The sequence below is a fragment of the Streptomyces sp. NBC_01750 genome (assembly GCF_035918095.1).
Lineage (GTDB): Bacteria > Actinomycetota > Actinomycetes > Streptomycetales > Streptomycetaceae > Streptomyces.
Map to the genome: position 1 here is coordinate 7,953,557 of NZ_CP109137.1, position 25,038 is coordinate 7,978,594.

26 protein-coding genes and 4 pseudogenes are annotated in these 25,038 nt (G+C 68.3%); 12 read left to right on the forward strand and 18 right to left on the reverse strand.

Features of this window, described 5'->3' with window-relative positions; translation table 11 throughout:
- Positions 1-243 precede the first annotated feature (243 nt).
- From OG966_RS35990 to OG966_RS36005, 4 genes are all read right to left on the reverse strand, one after another.
- A complete protein-coding gene (locus OG966_RS35990) occupies positions 244-1,086 on the reverse strand; it encodes a slipin family protein (protein WP_326648869.1) in 843 nt (280 codons plus the stop codon).
- Between the two features lie 666 nt (positions 1,087-1,752).
- Positions 1,753-2,925 carry a sensor histidine kinase gene (locus OG966_RS35995; protein WP_326654261.1) on the reverse strand — a complete coding sequence of 391 codons (1,173 nt, stop codon included), beginning with the start codon at positions 2,923-2,925 and terminating at the stop codon, positions 1,753-1,755.
- Positions 2,825-3,361 carry an aldehyde dehydrogenase family protein gene (locus tag OG966_RS36000; protein WP_326654262.1) on the reverse strand — a complete coding sequence of 179 codons (537 nt, stop codon included), beginning with the start codon at positions 3,359-3,361 and terminating at the stop codon, positions 2,825-2,827. The genes OG966_RS35995 and OG966_RS36000 overlap by 101 nt, the downstream gene beginning before the upstream one ends.
- The gene (locus OG966_RS36005; RefSeq protein WP_326654263.1) at positions 3,337-3,684 is read right to left on the reverse strand and encodes a hypothetical protein; all 348 of its coding nucleotides are present in this window, start codon (positions 3,682-3,684) and stop codon (positions 3,337-3,339) included. Before OG966_RS36005 ends, OG966_RS36000 begins: the two co-directional genes overlap by 25 nt.
- Before the next feature lie 17 nt (positions 3,685-3,701).
- Between OG966_RS36005 and OG966_RS36010 the strand changes: the two are divergent.
- The 4 genes and pseudogenes from OG966_RS36010 to OG966_RS36025 all read left to right on the forward strand — a co-directional run.
- Positions 3,702-4,005: pseudogene (locus OG966_RS36010) on the forward strand (transposase); the annotation flags it as partial.
- 319 nt (positions 4,006-4,324) lie between these two features.
- Positions 4,325-4,837, forward strand: a complete 513-nt coding sequence (locus OG966_RS36015; protein ID WP_326654264.1) for a hypothetical protein — start codon at positions 4,325-4,327, stop codon at positions 4,835-4,837.
- Positions 4,838-4,861: 24 nt separating this feature from the next.
- Positions 4,862-5,236 carry a hypothetical protein gene (locus tag OG966_RS36020; protein WP_326654265.1) on the forward strand — a complete coding sequence of 125 codons (375 nt, stop codon included), beginning with the start codon at positions 4,862-4,864 and terminating at the stop codon, positions 5,234-5,236.
- Between the two features lie 117 nt (positions 5,237-5,353).
- Positions 5,354-6,343 (forward strand): Acg family FMN-binding oxidoreductase, encoded by a 990-nt coding sequence (locus OG966_RS36025; protein ID WP_326654266.1) that lies wholly within the window; start codon positions 5,354-5,356, stop codon positions 6,341-6,343.
- 17 nt (positions 6,344-6,360) lie between these two features.
- Here the strand turns inward: OG966_RS36025 and OG966_RS36030 are convergent.
- Together OG966_RS36030 and OG966_RS36035 are read right to left on the reverse strand one after the other, a co-directional pair.
- A pseudogene (locus OG966_RS36030) lies at positions 6,361-6,984 on the reverse strand (leucine zipper domain-containing protein); the annotation flags it as partial.
- A 674-nt stretch (positions 6,985-7,658) separates the two neighbouring features.
- A pseudogene (locus tag OG966_RS36035) lies at positions 7,659-8,560 on the reverse strand (transposase); the annotation flags it as partial.
- An 884-nt stretch (positions 8,561-9,444) separates the two neighbouring features.
- On the opposite strand from OG966_RS36035, the gene ltrA reads away from it, so the two are divergent.
- Positions 9,445-10,647 carry a group II intron reverse transcriptase/maturase gene (gene ltrA / locus OG966_RS36040; protein WP_326655351.1) on the forward strand — a complete coding sequence of 401 codons (1,203 nt, stop codon included), beginning with the start codon at positions 9,445-9,447 and terminating at the stop codon, positions 10,645-10,647.
- A 254-nt stretch (positions 10,648-10,901) separates the two neighbouring features.
- Here the strand turns inward: ltrA and OG966_RS41030 are convergent.
- Both OG966_RS41030 and OG966_RS36045 read right to left on the reverse strand, forming a co-directional pair.
- Positions 10,902-11,195 (reverse strand): annotated as a pseudogene (locus OG966_RS41030) (amino acid transporter); the annotation flags it as partial.
- A 442-nt stretch (positions 11,196-11,637) separates the two neighbouring features.
- On the reverse strand, positions 11,638-12,282 hold the full coding sequence (locus tag OG966_RS36045; RefSeq protein WP_326654267.1) for a TetR/AcrR family transcriptional regulator: 645 nt from the start codon (positions 12,280-12,282) through the stop codon (positions 11,638-11,640).
- An 86-nt stretch (positions 12,283-12,368) separates the two neighbouring features.
- On the opposite strand from OG966_RS36045, the gene OG966_RS36050 reads away from it, so the two are divergent.
- Together OG966_RS36050 and OG966_RS36055 are read left to right on the forward strand one after the other, a co-directional pair.
- Positions 12,369-13,028, forward strand: a complete 660-nt coding sequence (locus OG966_RS36050; protein WP_326654268.1) for a class I SAM-dependent methyltransferase — start codon at positions 12,369-12,371, stop codon at positions 13,026-13,028.
- 14 nt (positions 13,029-13,042) lie between these two features.
- Positions 13,043-13,213 carry a hypothetical protein gene (locus tag OG966_RS36055; RefSeq protein ID WP_175256291.1) on the forward strand — a complete coding sequence of 57 codons (171 nt, stop codon included), beginning with the start codon at positions 13,043-13,045 and terminating at the stop codon, positions 13,211-13,213.
- Between the two features lie 14 nt (positions 13,214-13,227).
- Here OG966_RS36055 and OG966_RS36060 read toward each other — a convergent pair whose 3' ends face one another.
- Complete coding sequence (locus tag OG966_RS36060; protein WP_326654269.1) at positions 13,228-13,587, reverse strand: ArsR/SmtB family transcription factor; 360 nt, start codon at positions 13,585-13,587, stop codon at positions 13,228-13,230.
- 65 nt (positions 13,588-13,652) lie between these two features.
- On the opposite strand from OG966_RS36060, the gene OG966_RS36065 reads away from it, so the two are divergent.
- Positions 13,653-14,741 carry a cation diffusion facilitator family transporter gene (locus OG966_RS36065; RefSeq protein WP_326654270.1) on the forward strand — a complete coding sequence of 363 codons (1,089 nt, stop codon included), beginning with the start codon at positions 13,653-13,655 and terminating at the stop codon, positions 14,739-14,741.
- A 572-nt stretch (positions 14,742-15,313) separates the two neighbouring features.
- Positions 15,314-15,814 (forward strand): hypothetical protein, encoded by a 501-nt coding sequence (locus OG966_RS36070; RefSeq protein WP_326654271.1) that lies wholly within the window; start codon positions 15,314-15,316, stop codon positions 15,812-15,814.
- Positions 15,815-15,883: 69 nt separating this feature from the next.
- Here OG966_RS36070 and OG966_RS36075 read toward each other — a convergent pair whose 3' ends face one another.
- The 9 genes from OG966_RS36075 to OG966_RS36115 form a co-directional block, all read right to left on the reverse strand.
- Complete coding sequence (locus OG966_RS36075; protein WP_326654272.1) at positions 15,884-16,600, reverse strand: GAF and ANTAR domain-containing protein; 717 nt, start codon at positions 16,598-16,600, stop codon at positions 15,884-15,886.
- Between the two features lie 84 nt (positions 16,601-16,684).
- Positions 16,685-17,344 (reverse strand): GAF and ANTAR domain-containing protein, encoded by a 660-nt coding sequence (locus tag OG966_RS36080; protein WP_326654273.1) that lies wholly within the window; start codon positions 17,342-17,344, stop codon positions 16,685-16,687.
- Between the two features lie 98 nt (positions 17,345-17,442).
- A complete protein-coding gene (locus tag OG966_RS36085) occupies positions 17,443-18,105 on the reverse strand; it encodes a hypothetical protein (protein ID WP_326654274.1) in 663 nt (220 codons plus the stop codon).
- On the reverse strand, positions 18,102-18,530 hold the full coding sequence (locus OG966_RS36090) for an STAS domain-containing protein (protein WP_326654275.1): 429 nt from the start codon (positions 18,528-18,530) through the stop codon (positions 18,102-18,104). Before OG966_RS36090 ends, OG966_RS36085 begins: the two co-directional genes overlap by 4 nt.
- A 560-nt stretch (positions 18,531-19,090) precedes the next feature.
- Positions 19,091-19,273 carry a hypothetical protein gene (locus OG966_RS36095; RefSeq protein WP_326654277.1) on the reverse strand — a complete coding sequence of 61 codons (183 nt, stop codon included), beginning with the start codon at positions 19,271-19,273 and terminating at the stop codon, positions 19,091-19,093.
- A gap of 595 nt (positions 19,274-19,868) precedes the next feature.
- On the reverse strand, positions 19,869-20,294 hold the full coding sequence (locus tag OG966_RS36100) for a hypothetical protein (RefSeq protein WP_326654278.1): 426 nt from the start codon (positions 20,292-20,294) through the stop codon (positions 19,869-19,871).
- The gene (locus OG966_RS36105) at positions 20,291-20,911 is read right to left on the reverse strand and encodes a hypothetical protein (protein WP_326654279.1); all 621 of its coding nucleotides are present in this window, start codon (positions 20,909-20,911) and stop codon (positions 20,291-20,293) included. The genes OG966_RS36100 and OG966_RS36105 overlap by 4 nt, the downstream gene beginning before the upstream one ends.
- Positions 20,912-21,043: 132 nt before the next feature.
- On the reverse strand, positions 21,044-21,217 hold the full coding sequence (locus OG966_RS36110) for a CsbD family protein (RefSeq protein ID WP_326654280.1): 174 nt from the start codon (positions 21,215-21,217) through the stop codon (positions 21,044-21,046).
- 94 nt (positions 21,218-21,311) lie between these two features.
- Positions 21,312-21,488, reverse strand: coding sequence for a hydrophobic protein (locus OG966_RS36115; RefSeq protein WP_326654281.1), 177 nt, complete (start codon positions 21,486-21,488; stop codon positions 21,312-21,314).
- 983 nt (positions 21,489-22,471) lie between these two features.
- On the opposite strand from OG966_RS36115, the gene OG966_RS36120 reads away from it, so the two are divergent.
- The 3 genes from OG966_RS36120 to OG966_RS36130 all read left to right on the forward strand — a co-directional run bounded on the left by OG966_RS36120 (position 22,472) and on the right by OG966_RS36130 (position 24,987).
- Complete coding sequence (locus tag OG966_RS36120) at positions 22,472-22,828, forward strand: PRC-barrel domain-containing protein (protein WP_326654282.1); 357 nt, start codon at positions 22,472-22,474, stop codon at positions 22,826-22,828.
- Positions 22,829-22,863: 35 nt separating this feature from the next.
- A complete protein-coding gene (locus OG966_RS36125) occupies positions 22,864-23,238 on the forward strand; it encodes a hypothetical protein (RefSeq protein WP_326654283.1) in 375 nt (124 codons plus the stop codon).
- A 1,497-nt stretch (positions 23,239-24,735) separates the two neighbouring features.
- Positions 24,736-24,987, forward strand: a complete 252-nt coding sequence (locus OG966_RS36130; protein WP_326654284.1) for a hypothetical protein — start codon at positions 24,736-24,738, stop codon at positions 24,985-24,987.
- Positions 24,988-25,038: the final 51 nt, after the last annotated feature.

Sequence of the window (25,038 nt, forward strand, 5' to 3'; positions counted from 1 at the left end):
CCTGCCGTCGCCGTCTGTCTCAGCGGACTGACCACCGCGCCCAGTGAAGCGCCGTCGTTCCGCCCGCTCGACGTCCCATGCGTCACTGTGTCCAGGAGGCCGTATGGGCCGACCCGGCTACAGGCGAGGCAAGACCGCCCCGTCCTCACTCTGGAATGGCCCGCCCCGAGGGCGGTCGGGCCGCCTTGCGCAAAGCCGGCGCCCACCGCGCCCGTGGGGGTTCCTTGCCAGCGCGGTTGCTGATCACACGGTCTCGGCCACTCCGTTGAGCGCCGGTGCGGGGACCGTTTTAGTGATGTTGACGGGCGGTGCGGCCGCTGCTGTTTCCCGGGCGAGGAAGGAGCCGAGTTCGCCGATGGTGCTCATGAGGGGGGCGGGGAAGACGACGGTGGTGTTCTTGTCCACGCCGATCTCCACCAGGCTCTGCAGGTTGCGGAGTTGCAGGGCAAGCGGGTGGGCCATCATTGTGTCCGAGGCGTCGCCGAGCGCGGCGGCGGCGAGCGATTCTCCCTCGGCGTTGATGATCTTCGCCCTCTTCTCGCGTTCGGCTTCCGCCTGCTTGGCCATCGCGCGCTTCATGCTGTCGGGCAGCTGGATGTCCTTGAGCTCGACCAGGGTGACCTCGACACCCCATTCGGCGGTGGTCACATCGAGGATCTGGCGGATATCCAGATTGATGCGGTCGGTCTCGGAGAGCGTCTCGTCGAGGGTGTGCTGGCCGACGACCTTGCGCAGGGTGGTCTGGGCGATCTGGTTGATCGCCGCGTGGGCGTTCTCGATCGCGATGACGGACTTCACTGCGTCGACGACCCGGAAGTAGGCAACCGCGGACACGTCCACACTCACGTTGTCGCGTGTGATGATGCCCTGGGACTGGATCGGCATGGTGACGATCCGCAGCGACACTCGGTGCAGGACATCCACGACAGGGATGATGAACCGCAGCCCCGGGGAACGGGTTCCCACCAGGCGGCCGAAGCGGAACAGCACCCCCATCTCGTACTGCTTGACGACCTTGATGGCCATGGCGAGCGCCACCAGAGCTAGGACGACGGCGATGACCAGGAGAAGGATCAGAACTTCCATGTGTTGCTCCTCAGGTTGAGGACCGCGTCGACCTGCCCGAGGTCCCGGGAATGTGTCGGCACGACGGGTGATGCCCATGGGTACCGACTGCTTGGTGCTGTGCCCGTGGCCCGTCGCGACGTTGGCGGGCCCATCTGAGCAGGGCGCCCGGAGGTTTCGAGGACCGCGGACTACCGTGCCTCCAGCATCGCTTGCTGCGGATGCGCGCGGCAGGGCCGAACGGTCCCCGAAGCGCCGTGTCAACCTCTGTTTCTCACAGCGGTTCTTCCGCGTGATGAGCCGTCACCGCCGGGCGGAGGCCGGGCGCTCACCTGGGCACCGTGTGCTGTTCGCCGCGGTGGGACGAGGACTTGGCGGGGGCGGAGGGCCGCTTTCGCGGAAGCTACGCTGTGACGTCTTCCCGGGTGTACCTCCAGACATTTCTGATCCGACGTCAGCCAGCCGTGCTTCGGAGGCTTGTCGGCCTGGTCGTGTGGGAGCACGTTGGCGGCCAGAGGACGCTGTAGTGGATCAGGCGAGCCTGCTGGCACGCCCGGGACGACGAAGCTCTGCTCAGACTGCGGAGCTCACATCAGCCAGGGCGCCTCCTCGTGCCCCGTCGGGTCCCGGAACCAGTCCGTGTGCCCCTGGCGGAACGATGTAACTGTGGGTTCCCTCCTCCGCGGGTCAGCCGTTGTCGGCGGGGAGGGGGACGGCCCAGTGCAGGACGGTACCGGCGGGCTGGTTAGGGGTGAGGGTGAGGGTGCCGCCGAGGTCGGTGGCGCGAGCCTGGAGGTTGGCCAGTCCGCTGCCGCGGGTGCCGGCGGGGTCGGTGCCGCGGCCGTTGTCGGCCACTCGAAGCCGCAGGTGCGTGGCGGTGGCCTCGGCGGTGACGTCCACGGCGGTGGCGTGGGCGTGGCGGGCGGCGTTGGCGAGGGCTTCGCGGAGCACGGAGAGCAGCTGGTCGGCCACGTCGTTGGTGACGAGGGTGTCCGGCAGACTGGTCATACGCAGGGCCGGGGTGAAGCCCAGGGCCTCGGCCGCCTGGCCTGTCTCGGCCACCAGTCGGGCCCGCAGGCCGGTGTCCTCGTGACTGGGGCGTTGGTGCAGGGCGTAGATGGTGGAGCGGATGATCTTGATGGTGTCGTCGAGGCCGTCCACGACCTGCTGGATGCGGTCGGCGACCTGTGGACGGTCGGCGACTTGGGCGAGGGTGGACTGCAGGGTAAGTCCGTCGGTGAACAGGCGTTGGATGGCCAGGTCGTGCAGGTCGCGGGCGATGCGGTCGCGGTCTCCGAGGAGGAGAAGCTGTTCGGCGGCGCGGCGGTGTTCGGCGATCTCCAGGGCGAGTGCCGCGTGGTTGGCGAATCCGGCGATCATGGAGACGGTCGCGTCGGCGAATGCGGGACGGCCAGAGAGGCCGGCGACCTGCAGGACGCCGCGTACGTGTGCGGGGGTGCCGAGGGGGACCAGGAAGACCGGTCCCACGTGTTCGGTGCGGGGGTCGGCATCCCAGTCCCCGGTAGTGATCGTCTCGCCGGAGCTGTAGACCTTCCCGGCCAGGGTGGTCTCGGGCAGGACCAGCCCGTGTACGCGGTCCGAGTCCTGGCCGACGGCGGCTTCGATGACCAGATTGCCGGTGTGGGGAACGGGTACGGCGAGGGTGATCAGGTCGGCGTCGGCCATGTCACGGACGGTGGCAGTGAAGGTCTTCAGCACCTCGGCGGGGTCGGTGCCGGACAGCAGACTGCGGGTCAGTTCACTGCTGGCCATCAGCCAGCGTTCGCGGCGGTGCACGGCGCCGTAGAGCCGGGCATTGTCGATCGCCACCCCGGCCGCGGCGGCCAGGGTGCCCAGCACGCCCGACCACGGTGCTGCCGGTGAAGGTGATCTTGGCGACGCCCGGGTGGCGCACCAGGTAGTCGCCGCCCGCGGGCAGGGCGTTGACGATGTTCAGCACACCGGCGGGCAGCCCTGCCCGCAGCGCGGCGTCGGCGAAGTAGCCCGCGCTCAGGGGCGTGTCCTCGGACGGCTTCATGATGACGGTGCAGCCGGCCAGCAGGGCCTGGGGAAGCTTGAACGCGGCGAGCGCGAGCGGGGCGTTCCACGGGACGATGGCTGCTACGACGCCCACCGGCCGCTTCTCGATGCGGGCGCTGACACCGGACAGACCGGTGCGCAGTTCGGTCAGCTCCGTCGTGTCCGCCAGGGAAGCGTAGTAGCGCAGCAGGCCGGGCATCGTCAGGGCCCCGCCGCGGCTCTGCCCGACCGTCAGGCCGGTCTCGGCGACCAACACCTCGGTGACTGGATCGACGTCCTTCTCCAGTTCCTCGGCAGCGCGTACCAGACGTCGACTGACGCTTCGGCGTCGATGGCGTCCTGGTCGAAGGACCAGGTCAGGGTCGGGGTGCCGTCCGGGCCGGTGCCGGTGGTCGCGTTCAGGTGGGCGCCGACGCGGCGGGCGCGGGTGATCACGGTGAGGCGGGCGTCGACCTTGGCCTGGTCGGGGTAGTGGTGGCTGCCCAGGCCGCGCTGGAGGCGTTCGAGGTCCTCGCGGGCCTTGGCCAGTTTCCGGTCCCGGGCGGCTTTCTGCCCGGCGGTGTTCGCGCTGGAGTGCACCAGGATCCGCCGCAGGGACGGTCGGCGACGGCACCTCGTTCCCGAGCGCCGCCCATCTCGCCTCCTACGCGGGCCTCGCACCGGCCACGAAGTCGTCCGGGACCTCGATCCAGGGCGAACACGCCCCCAGAAGCGGGAACCGGCAGCTGAAACGCGCGATGTTCCTCTCCGCGTTCGCCGCCCTGCACGATCCCGCCTCCCGCAGCTACCCACACCCAAGCCCTCCTCCGCCTCGCACGCCACCGCATCAGCGTCCTGTTCGCAATGCTCCGCGACGGAACCTTCTACGAATCCCGCACCCACGAAACAGCCGCCGCATGACCAGCTCAGGCTTGACCAAAGACATAGAGGCACCCCCCACCGAGCCCGCCCAGCAGCGATTTCTGATGCACAACCAACCCGGCCAGCGTGCACAGCGCGGCCCAGATCCCCCGGCGCCATTCACCCTCTCCATTCGCCGCATAAAGGTGGCCCACTTGGGTGGTGTCGGTGCCCTGCTGCTAATGCCGTGCGCGTGGCCGCAGGCGCACGAAGGTCACGCTCACTCATAGTGAACTGATTGGTTCATCTGGCTAAGTGACCTCGGGCTTCCGCTCGACTGCGCAGCTCCCTGCAGGCGAGCAACGAACAGGAGAAAGGTATGAGTTTCACCGGCCGAGAATGGTGGACGCTCGTCCACGGCATGCTGCTCGGCGCCGCGTTCCTGCTCTCCTTCTCCGGCGGGCTCGCCGAGCTCTACAGCCTCAAACCCGCGCTCATGACGCGGGAGGGAGTGGTGGAGCGCATGCGGCGCGTCAGGATCGGCGTCACCGCGATGGCGGTGACGGCCTGGGCCACCGTGATCACCGGCACCTGGATCGTCTATCCCTGGTACCGCGAGAAGACCCCGACCAGCCCCCGGTCACAACTACTGGCCGACCCCGCCACCGCTGACTGGCACGAGTTCGGCATGGAGTGGAAAGAGCATATTGCCTGGATCAGCCCGATGCTGGCCACTGCCGTCGCGTTCATCGTCTGGTACTACGGCCCCGGCCTGATCCGGCACAACCGGGTCCGTTGGACGACCATCGCCCTGTTCGTCCTCGCCTTCGCCATCGCCGCGGTGGCCGGGGCGTTCGGCGCCTTCATCACCAAGGTCGCACCGGTCCAATAACTCCTCCTATGGGAAGGCGCGGGAATGGAAGGCGAGAGCGGGACAAGCCCCGGCAAGGGAACAGGGGAAGCGGACTCCCCTCTTTCCGGAAAACCGGAAGGCCCGATCTCGGCTGCGATCATCGCCGCCGGCATCGGCGCCACCGCGCTAGGAGTGTTCACCACACTTGCCGAGGCCAGCACCTCCGTGGCGGACTCCCTGCAGTGGAGCGACTCGGTCGGGCCCCTGTCCGGCAAGACCAGCCTGGCCGTGTTGGTCTGGCTGCTGGCTTGGACAGTGCTTTACGTCGCTCTGCGCAGCAAACCGTTCGAGACCGTCCGTGCCCTGGTCATCGGCCTTGTGCTCATCGGGTTGGGGGTCCTTGGCACGTTCCCCACGTTCTTCCAGCTCTTCGGATGAGCGGTCCTGCCCCTCTTCCTCGCCTGCGTGCGGGCCCGGACCGTCGTGGAATAGTGGAAGAGACGGAAATCGACTCGCCGTGAACGGCTGGTCGGCTCCCGAAGGGAGGCAGGCCCGGTGTCAGTACATGCACTCGACACGAAGACCGTGACGGCTCTGGTCAAAGACGCCACAGCCGCCCCTTCCATGCACAATGCGCAGCCGTGGAAGTTCCGCTTCTTCCACGCCAGCAACACCTTCCATGTGTGCTCGGACCTGGAGCGCGCCATGCCGCGCGCTGACCCCACCACACGCGCCCTTCACCTGGGCTGCGCCGCGGCCATGCTCAATCTGCGCGTCGCCGCCGCTCACGCGGGCTGGGAGCCGGCCACCGAACTCCTGCCCGACCCCGCCGACCCGCAACTCCTCGCAACTATACGGCTGACCAGTCCAGCGACTGACGAGAACGACCTCGCCCCTCTGTACCCGGCGATCCGCCGGCGCCACACCAGTCGCCACCCCTTCGCGGATGAGGAGATACCCCAGCCCATCAAGGATGCCCTGAGCGCCGCCGCCCTCCTGGAGGGGGCACAGCTGACCTTCCCCAACGCGTGGTATGCACAGTCATTGCTGGACCTGGTCCACGACGCGGAGGGGCGCGACGCCATGGACCCCGCCGCTTCCGAAGAGCTGAGGCGCTGGACCCGAGTCGGCGCCGGTGTCGCAGACGCGGCGAGTGATGGGATCCCGGAGTACGCCTTCGGGCCACGCAAGCGCGACGGCAAGGCGCCAGTGCGTGACTTCGCCGGCAGGCGCACCGTGCCCGGTCGCGATGCCGCCGTGTTCGAGAACGCTCCACAGCTCGCCCTGCTGGGCACCGTCGATGACCGGCCGAGGGACTGGCTGCTGGCAGGCCAGGCAATGGAGCGCGTCCTGCTCCAGGCCACCCTCGATGGGCTGTCCGCCTCGCTCACCTCCAACGCCCTCGAATGGCCGGAACTTCGCTGGGCCGTGCGGGACCCGCAGTCGGCGATGGGCTTCGTACAGATGGTGCTCCGGCTCGGATACGGCCCCTCCGGCTCCGAGACACCGCGCCGCCCCGTGTACGAGGTACTCGACATCGAGTGAGCCGGATGCATTTGAGAGGCATCGCGCCAGAGGCGTGACTTGTGGCAGGAGCCGTTGTCGGTCAGGACGCGCTGGACGGTGACTCCGGCCGCGGTGAAGTAGGCGTGAGCCCGCTGCCAGAACGCGGTGGCGGTCTCCTTCTTCTCATCGGCCAGGATCTCGCTGTAGGCGAGGCGGGAGTGGTCGTCGACGGCGTTGTGCAGGTAGCTGTAGCCGACGCCGGAGCGGTTCTTGCGGCCCGCTTGCCGGCCGATCTTCTGGTGCCCGCCGCCGACGGGGATATTGCCGAGTTTCTTGATGTCGACGTGCACCAGCTCGCCGGGCCGGTCGCGTTCCGTCGCCGGGTTCAGCCCCAGCAGGTAGGCGATGCGGGCAGGCCCCCAGCGGCGCATCACGCGAACCTTGATTATCCTGCGTTCGGTGCGGGTTGGGGTCCGGCGCGGGCTGTGGTGCGGCCGCGAGGACCGGTCGCTCATGCCGTCCTTGCCTGCCTGGCGATAGCGAGCGGCCCACCGCTGGGCCGTGGTCGGCGCGACCTGGAAGCGTTCGGCGGCCCGGCGCAGGGTCCATCCGTCATCAACCACGCAGCGGGCAAGGCGCAGTCGGCCGGTCTCGGTCAGGGGTGCATTACGGTGGGGCATGAGGGCCTTCTGCTGGTCGGTGGAGATGTCGCAATCCACACCGAACCCGGAAGGCCCTCACTCGTTCAAGATCACCCGACCGTGATCGCTGTCACCAACCTCCCTGGACAGAACACCTAGCTCCGCCGAAAACCATCCCGTCTGAACTGCGGCTCTGAGCAGACGTCTCGGCCAGCGACCAGGGTCACTGAGGGGAAATCCGCTGTGCGTAGGTTCGAGGCCCATTTCCGACCTGGCGTGATCGCTCTGGTGTCCGTCGAGCCCGTCCAACCGGGACGCATTCGGGACGCGGTCAGGACACAAGGACAGGAACAGACTGACAAAGGCGAAGTAACACCGACACAGCTCGCCCGCTCTGACCAGCAAAAACGTCGTGGATCGACGTAGATCGACAAGGGCCGCCAAGATCCCCAAAGGACTCATAATCCGTCGGCCGTGGGTTCGAGTCCCACCCGCCCCACCATGAACGGCTCTGACCTGCGGAAACGATTCCTCGCTGGTCAGGGTCGAGAACTTTGCCTCAACGGAGAAAATCCGCTGCTCGGGTGTTGGCGCCAGAGGGGCTGTAGTGACTCGTGAGGCCTGTGACCTGCGGCAAAGGCGCGGGCCCCGCTGATTCGGAGGCCCCTCGGCTTCCAGCTGCCTTGATGTGTGGACGCTGTGTGGACGCGAGGAATCGCTGGCCGTCCAAGATCGCCGTGAGCGGGAGCGAGCTCCGTTGCCTGGGATGGAGCCGGTCCCAGGAGCGGGTGGTCGCGGTCCTATAGAGGCGCGTGTCTGTGACGGTCTCGGTGTCCGGGGTGCCCCAGGTGTCGGGCTGGCCGAGGACGAACTCGCCTCCGTGCCGGGGCGGGCGGCCCATGGTGTGCGGCTGCCGGGGCGGGACAGATCGACGTAGGACGCGGTCCGAGCGGATCCGGGCCAGTACCTGGACCGGCAAGTCCCTGAGCAGGAACGCGAGGCGGGGTGCGTCGTATCCGGTGTCCGCGATGATGAGGATGTCCGGGTCACCCGTCTGCCACTGTCCCGCTGTGATCAGTCGCTCAAGCAGATCGCGCAGTTGCCGGGCGGTGACGGTGGCGGTGTCTTCCCCGGGCGTCAGACGGAGCGCGTCCAGGGGTGCGGTCCACGAGCTGCGTTCAGGCTCGAGCGCGCAGAGGATCGAGTACGGCCAGCCGGGGACAGGGATATGCTGGTCCTTGCCCCGGCCGTAGGTATGACACAAGATCCGCTGCGGTGGGCGTCGGGCCGTAAGCCAGCAGGTGACGTCGACGGCCAGGACCAGCCGGCCGTCGGCAGCCCGCGGCAGTGGCACCGCGGCCAGTGCCAGCCGCAGCCGGCCGGTATCGACCCGTCCATGAGCCACAGCCGCGTAGAGCCCTCCATGGCCACGACGGTGTTCGCCCACCAGCGACAGCTCGGCCAGCGACCTCACCGGCCCGTCGCCGCACAGAACAGCATCAGCCAGCTCGAACAACGCGTCCGAACGAGCGGTGAGACAGCAGTAGAACTCGCCCCGGAAGCATGACAGTTCCGCCAACGGCTCTCGCCGGGCATCGCGATGCAGCAGACTCATCTTCACGGCCTTCGCGCTGGACGTGTGTGTTCCTTGGTCGGAGCACATGTTCAGACGAAGGCCGCTTCCGCGTACGCCGGTTACCGAACCGAGTGATCAAGTTCGACGCACCATTCGACGTCGGACGTTAAAGATCAAGCGTACGTCCAGCAGTCCGGGCGTCATCACAGTTCAGAAGGGGTGTGGGTGATGTATCCGGACGTCAAGCTCAGGATAGCCAGCCGGTGTAAGTCCGGTTCGGGGAGACGCCAGGGTCCCCGGTAGCTGACTCCCGGCGTCACTCGAAATGGTGGCGTCGAAGTGGAGTGACAAGCGCCCTTCGGGGGCGTGCAACCGACCAGTCCGCAACATGAAGTGAAGCCTGCAGCGTCGTCATTTAACCCCCGCCCCCGGGCGGGCCAAGGAGGAGCCGAGCCTGTGCTTGTTTGGCGAAGGCCATGGAAGGCGATCTCGGGCCTGGAGCGGTCGCCGAAGAACCTCCCGGCGTAAGGGGCGTGGAATGGTCGGAAGGTCGTCCTGGGAACTGGAGAGGGCCTCCTCGGCCCCGGGTTTGCGGCCCGGGAAGCGTGGCCTGCCTATAACCGGCAGAACCGGGAAATGGCGGGTTGTCGAGAGGCAGTCGGAGGGGGTCGTAGTAGTGGTGATCGGCGGGACAACACAACCCGTCGGGAGCGAAGGACTCCTGCTTCATCGATGCGATTCGCGAACAGGGAGGGACCCGGATGAGTGCCGTTTCGGCTAGTTCCATCCGCCGGGAGGAAGGCGCCGCAGGACCGGGTGGCCGTCCTTTGGACAAGGTCCGAGCCTTGCAACGGACGCTTTACCGCTGTGCCAAGCAAGAACCCGAACGCCGGTTTCACGCCCTGTATAGCCATGTCCACCGCATGGACGTTCTTCGGCGGGCGTGGGTCGGTGTGTGTGCGAACCGAGGAGCCCCGGGCGTTGATGGCGTGACCGTCGACGCAGTGGCGGTCTCGGGGGTGGATGCGTTCCTCCAGGACCTGGCCGAGCGCCTGCGGACGTATACGTATCGTCCGTCGGTGCTGCGGCGGGTCCGGATTCCCAAGCCGGGGCGGCCGGGGGAGTTTCGGCCCCTGTCGATTCCCACCGTGGCGGACCGGGTGGTGATGACGGCCGCGAAACTGGTTCTGGAACCGGTCTTCGAGGCCCAGTTCACCGAGGCGAGCTACGGATTCCGGCCCAAGCGGTCCGCGATCGGCGCGTGCGAAACAGTGCGCGTCGCGGCGAACCAACGGCGGGAGTGGGTTTTCGAGGCCGATATCCGGGACTGCTTCGGGACGATCGACCACGACGCGTTGATGGCCCAGGTGGCCCGACATGTGGTGGACCGGCCGTTCCTGAAGGTGATCCGGGCCTGGCTGAGGATGGGAGTTCTGGAGGGCGGGGTGACCTCCCCGACCGGGGCGGGAACTCCGCAGGGCTCACCGATTTCCCCACTGCTGGCAAATATCGCCCTGCATGTCCTCGATGAGGCGTGGCAGGTCGAGGGCCGTCGGCTGGGAGTGCTGGTGAGGTACTGCGACGACTTCGTGGTTCTGTCGCCGACCGAGCATCGGGCCCAGCAGGCCCGGGAATTGGCGGCGAGAGTGCTCGGACGGCTCGGGATGCGCCTGCATCCGGAGAAGACCGGCATTGTCTGTCTCACGCGGGGCGGACAGGGCTTCGATTTCCTCGGATTCCACCACCGGAAAGCGGAATCGTGGAAGTGGCGGGGCAGGTTCTACCTGCGTCGCTGGCCCTCGGTCAGAGCGATGCGAGTGCTGCGGGAGAAAGTCCGCACGGCTACCGCGATCTCGAAGACCGAGCGGCCGGTGTCCGCCGTGGTCGCCGATCTGAACCCGGTCCTGCGGGGCTGGGCGGCGTACTTCCGTAACGGGAACTCCGGACGGAAGTTCAACGTGATCGACGGCTACATCCACGAACGGCTGGCGATCTTCACCAGCCGGAAACACGGCCGAGCGGGTCGGAACTGGGCCACCCGTTACACCTACGGATGGATCACCCGGCTCGGGGTCTACCGCCTCACCGGAAACGTACGCTGGGCGACGGCGCATGCCAGTCGGTGAACGATGTCGGAAAGCCGTGTGCGGGAGAACCGCATGCACGGTTTGAAGCGGCGGGGACTGGAAACGGAGCATCAGCCACCGCGCCAGTCCCCGACCCTACTAGAACGTCGAAGGCTGGCGGCTGTCGTGCTGTGGCGGTCCCCAGCTGCCGTCCGGCATGGCGTGTAGGTATTGGTGGGCCGCATTCAGACATGCGTCGACAGAGGCTGTCCCACAGCCGCAGCGTCTTGCACGCATCACGGAAACGATGACGGGACGAGGGTGGCCGAGGGCGAGAGCAATCCGGCGGCGAGCGCGGTGATGCCGGGCTGGTAGCCGAGGGTGGGGAAGTAGTCCACCCCGGTCAGGCACATGACCCGCCACCACGTGTGGCCCTTGTGCCCGGCTGTCGTGGGATCCGCGGCCGTTCGTGCTCCGGCCCGACCCTGGATTCGTACCGCCGTCGCGGTCGCGTCCGGTGACGGTGGCGACGCCGACCTTGTGGGGCCGCCCTCGGCACTGCGGGCCCGGCCTGGACGGCTGAGGCTTCCTCGTGTCCACAGGCTCAGTGGAGCCGCAAACGAAGCAGACGCGGTCGGTGGCGGCCGAGCGGGCTGAGCCCAAGTCAGAAAAGTGCCGTAGTCACCAAGATTGCCGGTGGCGGCTTCCAGGAGCGCCGGGCCCATCTGTGTTCTGTCCTTGCACGTGCTGCCTGAAGCTGCCGATCCGGAAACGGACCCTGGTGCCCGCGAGATAAAGGCGGCCCGGGTACAGGCACCAGCCGAGGCACTGCCCGTACCCGCCGGTGCCAGTGATCCACATTTTGAATTGGCCGCTGCATTTTGCTGCGGGGAATGGCCCTGGGGGAGACCGTTCCGAGCCTCGTGGACGCGGTCTCCCGGCAGGCACACGGCAACTGACGTCGCCGGTCAGGAAACGCGGACTCCGCACGGACCGAGCTTCCGAGGGCGGTGGACGGTGGCGGAGGAGCTCGTAGCGCCGCCTCCCGGCCTACGGTTCGGCGGACCGCTCCCGTGTGGTCAGCGCGTTGAGCGTCATGGCCGTGAGCCGGGCTTCCAGCGCGGCTCGGTCGGGGATAACCGCGGCGCGGAAGGTGCGTGCGGACAGCATCGACATGAGCCACCAGGCGCCGGCTGCCGGGTCGAGGTCGGGGCGGATGTCGCCGTTGCGCTGTCCGCTGCGGAGCAGGTCCGCGAAAGCCTCCGCCAGCTGCTGGAGTGCGTGGTGGGCTGCGTCATCGACGCCGGGCTCGGCGGTGAGCGAGGAGGCGTCGGCGAAGAGGAAGCCAAGCGATCCTGGCGTGTGGAAGCGGTCCATGTGGTCCGGGGCCAGGAAGCCCGCCAGGAGTTCGGACACCGATGAGCCTTGGTCGAGGGCCGCGTTGAGGGCATCGCGGACCCGGGCGACGGCCCGGTCCAGGACGGCGGCGAACAGTGCCGCCTTCGAGCCGAAGTTCTGAAAGACCACCGGTTCGCTCACCCCGAGCCGGGCGGCGACCTCGGAGACCTTGCCGCGCCGATACCCGGATTCGGCGAACACCTCGGTGGCTGCGGTCAGGATCGACTCCCTGCGCTGTGCGGAGGGGAGTCGGACGCGCGGCGCACCTTTCCGGGTGGTGGATCGTGAGTCGGTCACGGGGGAATCGTAACGCCCTTGCGTCCTTAACTTAGTCATGACTAAGCTGGCGGCGTTCTTAGTCCCGACTAAGTTAAGGAGGGGTGATGGCCCTCGGACGACTCCTGCACGGCGATCCGCAGACCACCACACGGGGAGAGACGATCGGCCCGGCTCGCGCCTACGAGGTGTTCACGGCGGTCTTCTTCGGCGGGCGGCGGCACCGCGCGTTCTCCCGCCTGGTCGAACTCAGTGGTGCCCGCCCCGGGGACAAGGTGCTCGACGTGGGATGCGGCACCGGCTACCTGACCCGGCTGGCCGCCGCGGCGGTGGCACCCGGCGGCAGCGCGGTGGGCATCGATCCCTCGCCCACCGTCATCGGCTACGCGCGGAGCAAAGCCGGCGCCGCCTGCACGTACGAGACCGGGGTTGCCGAGGCGCTCGAGATGCCGGACGCCTCCTTCGACGTGGTGGTCACCAGCCTGGCGATCCATCACATCCCGGCCGACGTGCGGCCCGCCGCGCTGCGCGAGATGTTCCGGGTGCTGCGCCCCGGGGGGCGACTGCTGCTCGCCGATTTCCGGCCGCCGCGCAGTCGGCTGGGCCGCCACCTGATCGGCGCGCTGACCGGCCCGGCGATGGAGAACAACCCGGTGGATCTCCTCGACGGACTCGCCGCCGACGCCGGGTTCGAGGTGCGGGCGCGCGGCGATGTGAGGCCGCACCTGCGCTATGTACAGGCCAACCGGCCGGAAATCGTGCGGTGAACCGGATGCTGCACATGAACCGCACTCTGCGGATTGCCTTCGCGCTGTTGCTGGTCGCGGGTGTCGCGGTGCACCTGTGGATCAGCACGCAGGTCGGGCTGGCGATGGTCGCCGTTGGTCTTGTGGCACATCTCGCCGCTGCTCTGGCGGGACGGCGGTGGCTGGCGCGGAACAGGTCCCGGTAGGGCACGCTCCCCGGTCAGTCGTGGTGCGGGGTGCCCGACAGATCGTGGTCGGCGTGGCTGAGTGCTTCGCCGACCAGGCGGGCAAGGTGGCCGTCGGTCAGCGCGTACACGACACGGCGGCCGTCCTTGCGGGCATCGACCAGGCCCGCGAGGCGCAACTTGGCCAGGTGCTGGCTGACCGCCGGGCGGGCGGCGCCGCAGGCGGCCGTCAGCGTGGTGACGTCCGCCTCGCCTTTGCCGAGAGTGTGCAGCAGCACCAGGCGCGTGCGGTCGGCGAGCAGGCCCAGGACCTCGGCGGCGCGGGCGAACTGCTCGGCGCCCGGATCTTGCGGATGCGAACCGTGCGCAGGTGATAGGTGCATGCGTGCGCTCATACGCACATAATGAGCGGAGGCACGTCCCCATGTCCACCTCCTGTCCCCGTCGGAAGGCCAGATTCGTGAGCCACCAGGCCGGACACACCCACCACCACGACCACGGACATCAGGATGCCCATGGCCATGGCGACAGCCGCCTGGCGCGGTGGCGGCACCAGACCGGGCATCTGTTGAAACCGCACTCGCACGAGTCCGCCGACAAGATCGACAGCGCGCTGGAGTCTTCCACGAAGGGCATGCGGGCACTGTGGACATCGCTGGTCGTGCTCGGCGTCACGGCGGTCGCGCAGGCCGTCGTCGTAGTGCTGTCCAGTTCGGTGGCACTGCTGGGCGACACCGTCCACAACGCCGCCGACGCCCTGACCGCGCTGCCGCTCGGCGTCGCCTTCGTACTCGGCCGCCGCGCTGCCAACCGGCGCTTCACCTACGGTTACGGGCGGGCCGAGGACCTGGCCGGCATCGTCATCGTGCTGACCATCGCAGCCTCCGCCGCCTTCGCCGCCTGGACCGCGATCGACCGGCTGCTGAACCCCCAGGAAATCAGCTACCTGCCCGTGGTGGCGGCCGCGGCTGTCATCGGTTTCCTCGGCAATGAGTGGGTCGCCCGCTACCGCATCCGCGTCGGCCGCGACATCGGCTCGGCCGCACTGGTCGCCGACGGGCTGCATGCCCGTACTGACGGATTCACCTCACTCGCCGTGCTGTTGGGAGCGGGCGGTGCGGCAATCGGTTGGCAGCTCGCCGACCCGATCGTGGGGTTGGCTATCACTGCCGCGATACTCCTCGTCCTGCGCGACGCGTGCCGGGAGGTCTTCCGCCGGATCATGGATGCGGTCGACCCGGCCCTCGTCGATGCCGCCGAGTATGCGTTGGAAGAGCTGCCGGGCGTACGGGCGGTCAGCGAACTGCGGCTGCGCTGGATCGGCCACCGCTTGCGCGCCGAGGTCGCGGTCGTCGTGGACGGGGAGCTGACCGTCCACGAGGCGCACCAGGTGGCCGTCGACGCTGAGCACGCCCTCATGCACGCAGTACCGAAACTGACAGCAGCCCTGGTCCACGCCGACCCGGCGCCGGTGCCAGGTGCCCCCGACCCGCATCTGGGCCTGGCGCATCACGGGTCTCAGTCTCCGGTAGGGGCGCCGTCCAGGTAGGGGCTGAGCGGCAGCGGGATTTTCTTGACGGTCGCCACATCGAGGGCGAGCGCAGCCGAGGAGGTCCCAGGGCGCCGCCCGGATGCCATACGCCAGGTGATCTTGACCCATGTGTCGGCGGGCGGCGCCAGTCACCGTGCATCCTGATCGTCAAGGACTGGGCGTCGGCGGCACAGCAGGCCACCAGTAGCCGAGTCAGGTACGAACTTGTTAGACGACCACCGGAACCCAAGGGACGGGGCTCTGGGAGGGCTGGGTTCGCTGGCCTGGATGGTGCCCTTTTCGGCCCGTAGTTGGGCCTTGCCAGCTATCCCGCTGCCAGGCGTATTGGTCGGCGGCAACGGTCAGAAAGCTGCCCCGGCCCGGGGAGCGGGCCTCTGCGCGTTGGAAGGGAAATCCGCTGCGCGCAGGTCCGATCCGCTTCGGCGAGCTGGGGCGACGTAAGCCCGGTGCCTCACGCGTTGCCCCCTTGGGGACGGCCAGGGGACATGGAGGGGACACAAGGACCCGCACAGATCTGCGAACATCGAGCGAGGCCGGCGGCACGCACCCCATCTGACGAGGGGCTCAGGATGCATCGTGACAAGCTCGGGATCTACCTGAATGACCACCTGGCCGGTGCCACCTTCGGCATCGGGCTCGCGCAGCGCATCGCCCACCAGCACCGCCACTCGGCGCGCAGCGCCGACCTGGAGCGCATCTCCGACGAGATCGCCCAGGACCGGCAGACCCTGATCGAACTCATGGGCGCACTCGGCGTCCCCGCACGCCGCTACAAGGTCTACGGTGGCTGGGCGGCTGAGAGGCTGGGGCGCCTGAAACCAAACGGCGTCCTGTACCGGCGCTCCGGGCTGAGCACGTTCATCGAGCTCGAGACCCTGCGGCTGGGAGTCGAGGGGAAGACCCTGATCTGGCGCACGCTGCTCGTCGTGGCCGCGGGGGAACCCCGTCTGGATGAGTCCCAGCTTCAAGAGCTGCTGGCCCGGGCGCGGGGCCAGATCGACACGCTGGAGAAGCTGCGTCTCGCGGCAGCGGCGGCGATCTTCTCCACAGCGCGGGGAATGCCCGGGTGAGCGCCTGCATGGAGCGATCGGCGAGCAGATCGGGGGCGTAGCGGCCGGCGTGGAGCCCGGCGGGCAAGGTCAGGTGCTCAGGCCGGTGAGCGGTTCTGTGCCGTCGATGAAGGCGCGGGCCAGGTCGGACAGGCGGCGGTTGTGTGAGCGGGCGTAGCCGCGCAGTGCGGTGAAGGCCTGTTCCATGTCGATGCCCTGGCGTTCGGCGAGTTTGCCTTTGGCCTGTTCGATCAGCACACGGCTGTTCAGCGCGGTCTGCAGCTGCTCGTTCAAGACATTGCTGCGGTGGGTGGAGCGTTGTTGCAGGAGGCTGATGGTGGCGACGTCGGCCAGGGCCTGTGCGATGGGTGTGCCGACCGGGTCGAAGGGGCCGGGGTGGGTGCGGAAGAGGTTGAGGGCGCCGACGACTTCGTCCCGCAGACGCATCGGCACGGCTTGGACTGCCGCGAACCCGCTGTGCTGGGCCTGCGCGACGAAGCGCGGCCAGCGGTCGGCCTGCGTGCTCAGGTCGGGGACGATCACCGGTGCGCCGGTGTGGAAGCATTCCAGGCAGGGGCCTTCGTCGTTCTGGAGCTGGAAGAGCTCGAGCAGGCGTACTTGTTCGCTGGAGGCGGCCATGACGCGGAGTTCGCCGTCCCGGTCCGCGAGCAGCACGCCGGCCGCGCTGGCGCCGAGCATGCCGACGCAGCGGTCGGTCAGCAGGCGCAGGAAGTCGATCAGGTCGAAGTCGGCGACCAGGTTGTCGGCCAGCTCGACGAAAGTCTTGGCGAGGAGCTGCTCATTCATCGTGTACACCCTCTGTTGAGACTGGTCCCGCCGGAATGGGGCGGGAAATGCAGAGCAGTGCATCCATCGGCCCGTGCGGGGGTGTCAGGCATCGTCATTGTCTTGATCTGGATCCGTGTTCGGGGAGAAGCTGAGCCGGCGGGCGACCACGTCGGCGGCCACATCGGCGACCCGGCGCCCTTGGGCATAGGCATGGGCGCGGAGCCGGACGAAGGCTTCGTCGATGCCGACGCCGAGTTGGACCGTGAGTATGCCGGTGGCCTGGTCGATCTCGGCCCGGTAGCTGCCTAGGTCCTCGAAGCGCCCGTCCAGCAGCATTCCGCCGGTCGGCGCGCCAGTCTCGTCGATCTGCGTATCGAGCAGGACCAGAGTCGCGATATCGGCGAAGGCCAACGCGTCGGCCAGTTCCTCCGCGTCCAACTGAACCGGCACCCGGGAGTACAGGTCCAGAACTCCAGGACTGATCGCCCCTATTTGCAGGGGGAGCGCGAAGACGGCCAGTGCTCCGGCTTCCAAGGCGGCATCGGCGAACACGGGCCAGCGGTCTTGCAGTTCACCGGTCCGCAGATCTGACGTCAGGACGGCGGAGCTGTGCGTGAAGGCATCCACGCAGGGCCCCTCGCCCAGGGTGAGTTGCAGCTCTTCCAGTTGCTCGCTGATGTCGTCGGTGCTGCACAGCGGATGGCTGGCTGCGGTCCGGGACATCGCGGACACCCCGGCCCCGCCGACCGGCAGCGCGGCCACGGCCGCGGTACACACGTCCACCACGCCGACCCGGGAGCCCCGTCGGGCTGTCTGCTCGGCGACCAGCGTCTGGATCCGGGCCGACCGGCTTTGAGGCATCACCCGGGCCACCCAGTCCAGGCATGGCGGGCAAGCCCGTCCAGTCTCAGGGCCGTTCGCTCCCCAAGGGGAAGAACCAAGGCACGGAACATGGTGGGGCCGGGCGGCTTCCGCACCTCTCCGATGTCCCGCCAGCCCCAGGACCGGAAGGCAGCGAGGGACGGATGGTCGGCCTCATCGACCAGGGTGGCGCCGAGCGACGCCTGGTGGTCGGTGAGCAGCCGTTGCTGCAGTGGGCGGGCGATGTCATCGTCCTCGTCGTGCGGAGCGACCAGGATCTTGGTAATCGCGAAGACATTGTCGGACTCGGTGAGTTGCTCGATGCTGGGCGGAAGTGCCCCGTCGAACCCGAGCCACCAGAAGCTGTCGCTCCGCACGGGGAATCCGAATGCGCATCCCACCAAGGCAGTTGACTCCGCGATGGCCATGGCGAACCCAGGCCGCCGAATGTCGCCACTGAGGTGGTGCAGGAACTCTTCCCGGCTGCGGTTGCGGTGTCCCTCGCTCGGCGACAGGTCCGAGGACTCCAGGTACAGATCCGCCAGATCCTCACACAGCTCCTCGGCCTGCCAGCGGTTCACCCGGCGCAGCCGCACCGCATCCATGGAAGACGACTCACGGTCGCCGGGTTTCCGCGGCTGCCTGTGCCGGGACCAGGTCATGACAGCACACCGCCCGAGAGGGCAGGCACGGTCGGAGCAGGCCGATGCGGCGAGGCTGGAGGGGTCGGGACGAGTCCGTCCTGGAGAGGAGTGGGCAGGTGTCCGAACGGGGGGCCGCGGAGCAGGAAGCCGGAGTCGGTGAGTTCGATGAGGCGAGTCACCAGCGGCCGCGGGTAGTGCAGTTGGAGTGATCCACCGGCTGCGGTGGTCTGTTGTGACGCGTGGAGGAAAGTGTTGAGGCCGCTGCAGCCGCAGAAGGTGACAGGGGTGAGGTCGATGTCGATGGTGCGGATGCCGTCGCGCAGGCAGTGCTCCAGCGATTCGCGCACCAGCGGGGCCGTGTCGAGGTCGATCTCACCGGCCAGGGTGAGCAACGCCCGGCTCTCTCTGTCGTGCCGGTAGACCTTCAGCTGTGGAATGGGCATGACGCCTCGGTTCAGGAGACCATCCGGGCAGCGGATGCGGCGGTGCCGGACTTCCGGCCCCTCGTGACGCGCTCCCGGTGGGGACATACTTTCGGCGGAGGCGGGCGAATGACGGTCCAACAGCCTGTGCATCAGGACATGGGACCCGCTCAGTTCCCTCCAGGGGGACGCACCGGGCGACCGGACGAAAGATCCGCTCCCCGCAGCCATCCGTGTTGAGCAACAACATGCCGCCGGGGTCTGGGACGTCCACACAGCAGCATAGTCCTCAGCCCGGGTCCGTGGACGGCCGAGAGCCCGTGTTCTCAGGGACTGGACTCTGCCCTGGAGGCGGCAACGCGTGCACATATCCGCGGGAATGTGATCGCAGCGGTGAACCGAAACGGGTCGCGAAGTCGTCGAGGTCAACACCTCCCTCAACGGCGTTCACTTGCCGGACGGCACGCGGAAGAGACCACCGAGAGCCGGGTGTACTGGCGCCACGCTCCGACGGGGGCGCGCCCGGTCGGCACCCCAGCGGAGCTGTGGCCGCCGACGACGGGTCCAAGCCGTCGCCTCGCTCAGCGCCGGCGTCCGCGACCCCTGGGGGACCATCCGGACCCCACGCCGCCCGAGTGCACAGCGAGGAGGGCAAGCCCGACCAGCATCAGACTCGTCGGGCTGAAGATCGCCTCGGTCACCGTCTCGGTGACGTGAATGACGAAGGCGATGACGAAGAGCACGGCCGCCGCGAATGCCAGCAACTGACTTCTCCTGCCAATGGACGGCGAACCACACGTGATTCCGGTGGCTGCGCCGCTATCGGTCGTCTTCCCTGTTGAAGGCCGAGCATTCGTTGACGACGAGCGTATGCGCGATGCCCGCCTGCGGGGGGCCGCACACCGCCGACCGCTCGGCGCAGCGGCAGGCTAGGCCGCGGAAGATTTCTTGCGTTCCGCGGGTCCCGGCGAAGCGGATGGTGGAGGACTTCGCCCGGAGAACCCGAAGCGTCATAGCCCTGCACCATCGTCGTCGGCCAACGCCGGACAACGTCTCCTGTCAACGGACCAGTAGGACCGGGAGTTCTGGGGCTTGAGCCGAGGCCGCTGGTGTGAGAAGCACCTTCGGTGAAGGCCAGGCCCGCCCCGGCCGGTGGCAGGAGACATGGTCCTCCCACCAGGACAGGGATAGTGGACCCTTCATTGCAAGGGAACGGGCGTGAGCAGTGCCGCCTCCGGCCGCATTGCCCGAGGCGGGAGGGAATTGTGCCGTCTGGCGCTGACGCCGGGCTCGAAGGCCAACAACTGCCTCCAACTTCAGCGCAGACGGCCTCCCGCTCCAACCTGCATGGCCTGCCACTCACATACGCAGCAGCCGCTCGGTGATCTCCCGGTACTGCCGCAGTGCGAGCCGCAGGTCCTCTGTCTTTGCTTCGGTGTCCTGGCTCTGCCAGCTCGCTCGGAGGGCGCGCCGCCGTTCGGCGAGTGTGTTCGTGAGGTGGGTGGTGACTTCGTCGAATGCGCTGTCTGCCTCCACCACCGCCTGGCGCGGGCTGTCGACGAAGTTGTTGAGGGCCTGCTGGAGGCGCATGGCCAGCTTGTCCCGTTCCCCCTGGGGGAGCAACTGCGGCTCCGGGCCCGAGGTGCGGACGGGGCCGTCGGCGCTGATGACCGGCTCGCGTCGTTGCTGGTCCGGTTCGGTGCGAGGTGCGCGCGGGGCGCTCTGCGCAGCGGGAACCGGGCTCTTGACCTGGGGCGGTTTTGCGTGTTCTGCGTTGTACGTCATCGGGTGTCACTGCCCTTCGTGTGGTGGCGGCTGAGCGTCCACGGCGTGTGGCCGCGGTCGGCACGGGACTTCCGACGGCGTCCGCCCCAGTCCGCCGGCTGTTCTGTGATCAGTGCGTCGAAGAGGCCTCGGGCCTCGACCATGGCCTCCCGCATCTCTTCCGTGCCGCCCTGGCCACGGACCGCCGTGTGCACCCTGAGGTAGCCCTCGACATGGTCGGCGTGGTGCACCGAGATCGCGGCCGCCTGCTCCTCGAACTGCTCGCCGTCGGGGAAGCCCCGGTCCTTCGCCAGCCGCGCCAGCAGTGCGTCGGCCTCGATGACCGCCTTCTGCGGCGAGTCCACGAACTGCTCCTGGATTCCGGCCCACTGGGCCACGTACTGCTCGCGGGTCTCGGGCGGCAGCGGCTGCTCCTTGAGGGAACCGTGCCGCTTCACTCGCTCGTCGAGTTCCCGCTCTGCCGCCCTGGTGTCGCCGTCGTGGAGGGCGACGGCACGGTCGTACTCGGGGCCGAAGCGCCGCTTCAACCCGCGGCCGCCACCGTCCCGGCCGAGTCCGGCGAAGAGGGCGGCCGCCACGACAACGACGGCCACGGCAATGATCACAGCCATGAACATGGCTGCCCTCTCTGGCTCTCGTGTCGTAATTCGCTCTGCTTCATTCCCATCAACCCCTGTCGGCTCGTGCCCCGCATCGTTGCCTGCCGGGTGATGTTCACGCGACGTGAACACCACCCGGGGCGGTGGTGGTCAGCGCCTGAACGCGCCCTTGGCCTTCCCGCCGGACTGCTTCAGATTGCCGACGACTCGGTCGGTCTTCCCTTGCCTCTTCAGCCGCGGGTTGCGGGTGGCTCGGCCAAAGGACTCGGTGATCCGGCCCTTGAGTTCCTGTGCCTTGTTCCTGATCTTCTGTTCAAAGCTCATGACTGTCCTCTGCTCGCCTATGGGGTGGGGCTCCCGACGCGGGATTGCCGTACAACTCGCCATTCCCGCGGGTGGGGCTGCGGCCTGGTACGGATTACCCGCGGCTTCGGCCGTATCGGCGCCCGCCGCGACTGCGACCGCGGCCGCGCATGGCGAACCCGGCGATCCAGACGACCAGCAGTACTACCGCGACGTACCAGAGGATCTGCATGGTGAAGCCGAACCCGAACAGAGCCAGGATCAGCAGAAGGAGAAGTATCCAGAGCAGCATGGCTGCGCCTCCACGCGGTCACAGGGACATGTCCTGCGTTCCGCGGGGGCTGGGCGAAGCGAAGGTGAAGGCTTTGCCCGGGAAATCCGGAGCACCACAGCCCTACGCCGTCGTTGTCAGTCAACGCCGGGCGACGTCCCCTGTCAACGTACTGTCGACACTGGGGAGTTCTGGGCGAGAGCCGGGGCTGCCTGGGTGGATGGGGCCTCGGGGCCGGCTTCGGGCGGCTCAGCCGGTGGCAGGACGTGATCCTCCCACCAGGCCAGGCCCATCACGGTGGCGAGCAGGACGAAGGGGACCGAAACCGGAACGATCAGCGCGTACATGTGTACCGCCAGTTGTCGGATACGTGCGACGCGGCGGGCAGCGGAAGCGGCCCGCACGGTGGCGCATCGAGGCTGCGCCGGGATCGCGTAGCGACGGCGACTGCGGGACGGCCACGCTCGTGACGAGGCAGGTTCCGGCATCGATGCGCAAGGTGCGCCCACGAGGGAGCGCGGTAACTTCTCGACGCTGCCGGGGGCCCGGGCCGCACCACGGACGCTAGTCGCCGAAGCACTCCCTGAACAGGCGTCAGGCGGCCATCTGACGCCCGGCAGGGCTGTCTTGCGGCGTACACGCAGGACTACGCCGGCCGGAGAGTCCCCAGCCCCCGGATGCCATGACCTGTTCCGCTCCGAGGAGCTCGTGCCGCACAGAGGGTCGCTTTCTTCCCCGTCGCCCTGGGGCTCTCCACTTGGCTGGGGAGGCTGCGCAGAGGTCAATCCGATGGTCGGGAGCGCAGGGAAGCCCATCCCGGTCTGCCCGGCGCCGACTGCACCGGCTGGACCGGTGCGGCGCCCAGGAGCAGTCACAGGGTGCGCTGGTTTCGGGTAGCGGATGGGGGCACACTGAGAAGTGCTGAGGTCACAGGCCCGGGGCGAGGCGCGACCACCGGTCGGCGAGCACGCCCCGAGCGGTCGGGCCTCCGGGAGGGATCCAGGATGATCCACGTGGGCGATATCCGCGAGTGGCGCGGCCACGATGTCATTGACCGCGACGGACACAAGATCGGCATGCTGGAAGCGATCTATGTGGACACCAGCACCGACGAGCCGGCCATGGCGACCGTCCAGACCGGTCTGCCCACGCGTCACCGCCTGGTCTTCGTACCGCTGGACGGCGCGACTGTCGGACCCGGCTACGTCAAGGTCACCTACGACAAGGCGCTGGTGAAGGAGTGCCCCTCGATCGGCACGGACGACGTCCTGCCGGCCGAGGAAGAGGAACCGATCTTCAAGCACTACGGCCTGACCTACCAGCCGGGCACCGGCGGCGAGCGCCAACTCGCCCGGCGCTGAGCGCCCGCTCCTACAAAGGAGGCATCCGCGTCACGGTGCTGTTCCTTGTCGCCCTCGTCGTGGCGATCGTGCTGGGCATCATCGGCGTGGCCGTCGAGGGCATGCTCTATCTGTTCTCCATCGGCGCAGCTCCTCGTGGCCGGTATGGCGTACCTCGCTGTTCGCTCGGCATTGCACTCACACCGACGACCGGCCCGCTGACGCGCAGGCTCACCACTTCCGAAGGAGGCGTCTGCGTCATGACTCTCTTCCTGCTCCTCGCCATGGCGGCCGTCGTGGTGGGTATCATCGGCGCGGTGGCAGAGGGGCTGGGCTACCTGCTGATCATCGGCATCGTGCTCCTCGGGGCCGATCTGGCCTTCATCGCCGTGCGATGGTCCCGGTCCTCCGGTCGCCACCCCATCCGATAGCCCTGGCGGAAACTCATCGTCGCCGGCACCAGGGAGGCCTGGCCGCCCGCGACATGTTGCCCAACCCCGAGCAACAGCATCGAGTTCCTCGCGCGCCTGCTCGGCGTCAGCACCTGCACCCTCTACGACCACATCCCCTCCCTGAACTGCGCTCCTCTCGCACCTCCACCGAGCTCAAAGCAGCACGACGTGAACTACGGCTATCACCGCGCCAAGGGCAACGCGCCCGTGCTCGGCGCCACCCGCCCCGACGAACAGGGCCCCTTCGGCCGCTGACCCAAACCAGGCGTGGACGAGAACACCCGCGGTGAACCGGTCGCGTCGGCCGCCAGGCGGCGCTCGACCTCGCAGTCGAGCCGCTGAAGCAGCAACTCGGTACGGCCACGCCGCACTTCTACCGCTGGACCCCGCATGCCGGAGGCGGCCTGAGGCACCCCGTACAGAGCGCCGACGCACTACGCTGTGAACAGACGGCTGACTTGCGAAGAGGCCGCGCGGCTCCACCCTCGGGCGAAGAGGGCGGGGCCCTTTTCATCGGTAAGGCACTCCGCTGCGCGCCTCTTCAAAACCCTCGGCGCTCCAGGTCACAGCCTGCACAGATGCCTTCAACGAGATACCCATGGGGCCCGCGGAAGGGCGCGCGTGGACCCGTAGTGGACACGCGGTGGACGGACCGCGCCCTCGTCTCGTGTGCCCGTTCTGGGGGCGTGCCGGTGCGTACTGTGTGGTCGTCTTGAGATGCTGGCGAGCAAGATCACCTTCGCGGGGCTGCTCGCCTCCGGCATCGGTACGCAAGCGGGAGCAGACGAGGGGGCTGGGCCTGAAGCGGCCCGGACGAAAACGGGCCGGCTGGCCGTTGCTGACGCGCAGTTCCCCCCCGATCGCTCAGATTTTTGGTGGCAGGCTCTCATCGCTGGGTTGCCCCGGCGATTGCTGGAGGCGTACAGGAAACGGCCCGAATTGATAACGGCTCTGAAGGGTCGCTGCCCGGATGTCGCCCAACAGGCTGTGGGACTCGCCGGGAAGACCGGTGCTCATCGACGCGCCCCAGTGCTGGCCCTCGAGGACGGCAGCGGGCGCATCACCGAAGAGCTCCGGCGCTCTTCCCCATCGACTTCGCCGCCGAACAGTCCGAAAAGCAGACGGCACCGGCCGAGCCCGCCCGACGGAAGCGTGCCGCCTGATGCCTGCGCACGCTGCCCGACGCAGTCCCATCCGCTCGGCACGAAATCGCCGTCTCCTACGTCAGCCGCCTGGCCACTCTCCACGGGCTGGGCACCCACGCCCTCTGGATCGCGGTCACCCGTTCGGAACCGCCTGTGCCGCCCGCCGTGTTCCCATCCCTGAACGACTCGCCGCGCTGACCGGCCGCGGCGTTCACGCCTTCGCCGGAGCCTTGCCGGAACTGCGCGAACCCGCCACCGGACTGGGCGATGTTTCCGCCACGCGCCGCAGGCCGGCTGCCACCTCTGCGATGCCCGTCACCGCGGTGGCCGTGTGGTCCGGCTCCTGCCGGACCACACTTACGTCTGTCTGCGGCACAACACCTGGATCGGCCCGCCCGACATCGACCAGCCGGCCGTCGATCTCGCTCAGCTTCCGGAGGTCGTCGACGCCCAGCGCCGGCACCTGCGCATCATGCAGCGTTACGGCTGGGAAGCGACCTACGACGCGGTGCTGAGCGCCCTCATGATCTGCGCGCACATCTGGGCCGACGGACGTCTGCCGGGCGAGACGTTCCGCTCCTAGGGCGTGTATCGGGTCGTGATCAATGAGCATCGCAGCCTCCGGGGTGGGTGC

Coding starts and splice junctions, on each gene's coding strand:
- OG966_RS35990 (WP_326648869.1), bottom strand. CDS start 1,086: ATGGAAGTTCTGATCCTTCTCCTGGTCATCGCCGTCGTCCTAGCTCTG.
- OG966_RS36015 (WP_326654264.1), top strand. CDS start 4,325: ATGAGTTTCACCGGCCGAGAATGGTGGACGCTCGTCCACGGCATGCTG.
- OG966_RS36020 (WP_326654265.1), top strand. CDS start 4,862: ATGGAAGGCGAGAGCGGGACAAGCCCCGGCAAGGGAACAGGGGAAGCG.
- ltrA (WP_326655351.1), top strand. CDS start 9,445: ATGGACGTTCTTCGGCGGGCGTGGGTCGGTGTGTGTGCGAACCGAGGA.
- OG966_RS36050 (WP_326654268.1), top strand. CDS start 12,369: ATGGCCCTCGGACGACTCCTGCACGGCGATCCGCAGACCACCACACGG.
- OG966_RS36055 (WP_175256291.1), top strand. CDS start 13,043: ATGAACCGCACTCTGCGGATTGCCTTCGCGCTGTTGCTGGTCGCGGGT.
- OG966_RS36060 (WP_326654269.1), bottom strand. CDS start 13,587: ATGAGCGCACGCATGCACCTATCACCTGCGCACGGTTCGCATCCGCAA.
- OG966_RS36070 (WP_326654271.1), top strand. CDS start 15,314: ATGCATCGTGACAAGCTCGGGATCTACCTGAATGACCACCTGGCCGGT.
- OG966_RS36075 (WP_326654272.1), bottom strand. CDS start 16,600: ATGAATGAGCAGCTCCTCGCCAAGACTTTCGTCGAGCTGGCCGACAAC.
- OG966_RS36085 (WP_326654274.1), bottom strand. CDS start 18,105: ATGACCTGGTCCCGGCACAGGCAGCCGCGGAAACCCGGCGACCGTGAG.
- OG966_RS36090 (WP_326654275.1), bottom strand. CDS start 18,530: ATGCCCATTCCACAGCTGAAGGTCTACCGGCACGACAGAGAGAGCCGG.
- OG966_RS36100 (WP_326654278.1), bottom strand. CDS start 20,294: ATGACGTACAACGCAGAACACGCAAAACCGCCCCAGGTCAAGAGCCCG.
- OG966_RS36105 (WP_326654279.1), bottom strand. CDS start 20,911: ATGTTCATGGCTGTGATCATTGCCGTGGCCGTCGTTGTCGTGGCGGCC.
- OG966_RS36110 (WP_326654280.1), bottom strand. CDS start 21,217: ATGAGCTTTGAACAGAAGATCAGGAACAAGGCACAGGAACTCAAGGGC.
- OG966_RS36115 (WP_326654281.1), bottom strand. CDS start 21,488: ATGCTGCTCTGGATACTTCTCCTTCTGCTGATCCTGGCTCTGTTCGGG.
- OG966_RS36120 (WP_326654282.1), top strand. CDS start 22,472: ATGATCCACGTGGGCGATATCCGCGAGTGGCGCGGCCACGATGTCATT.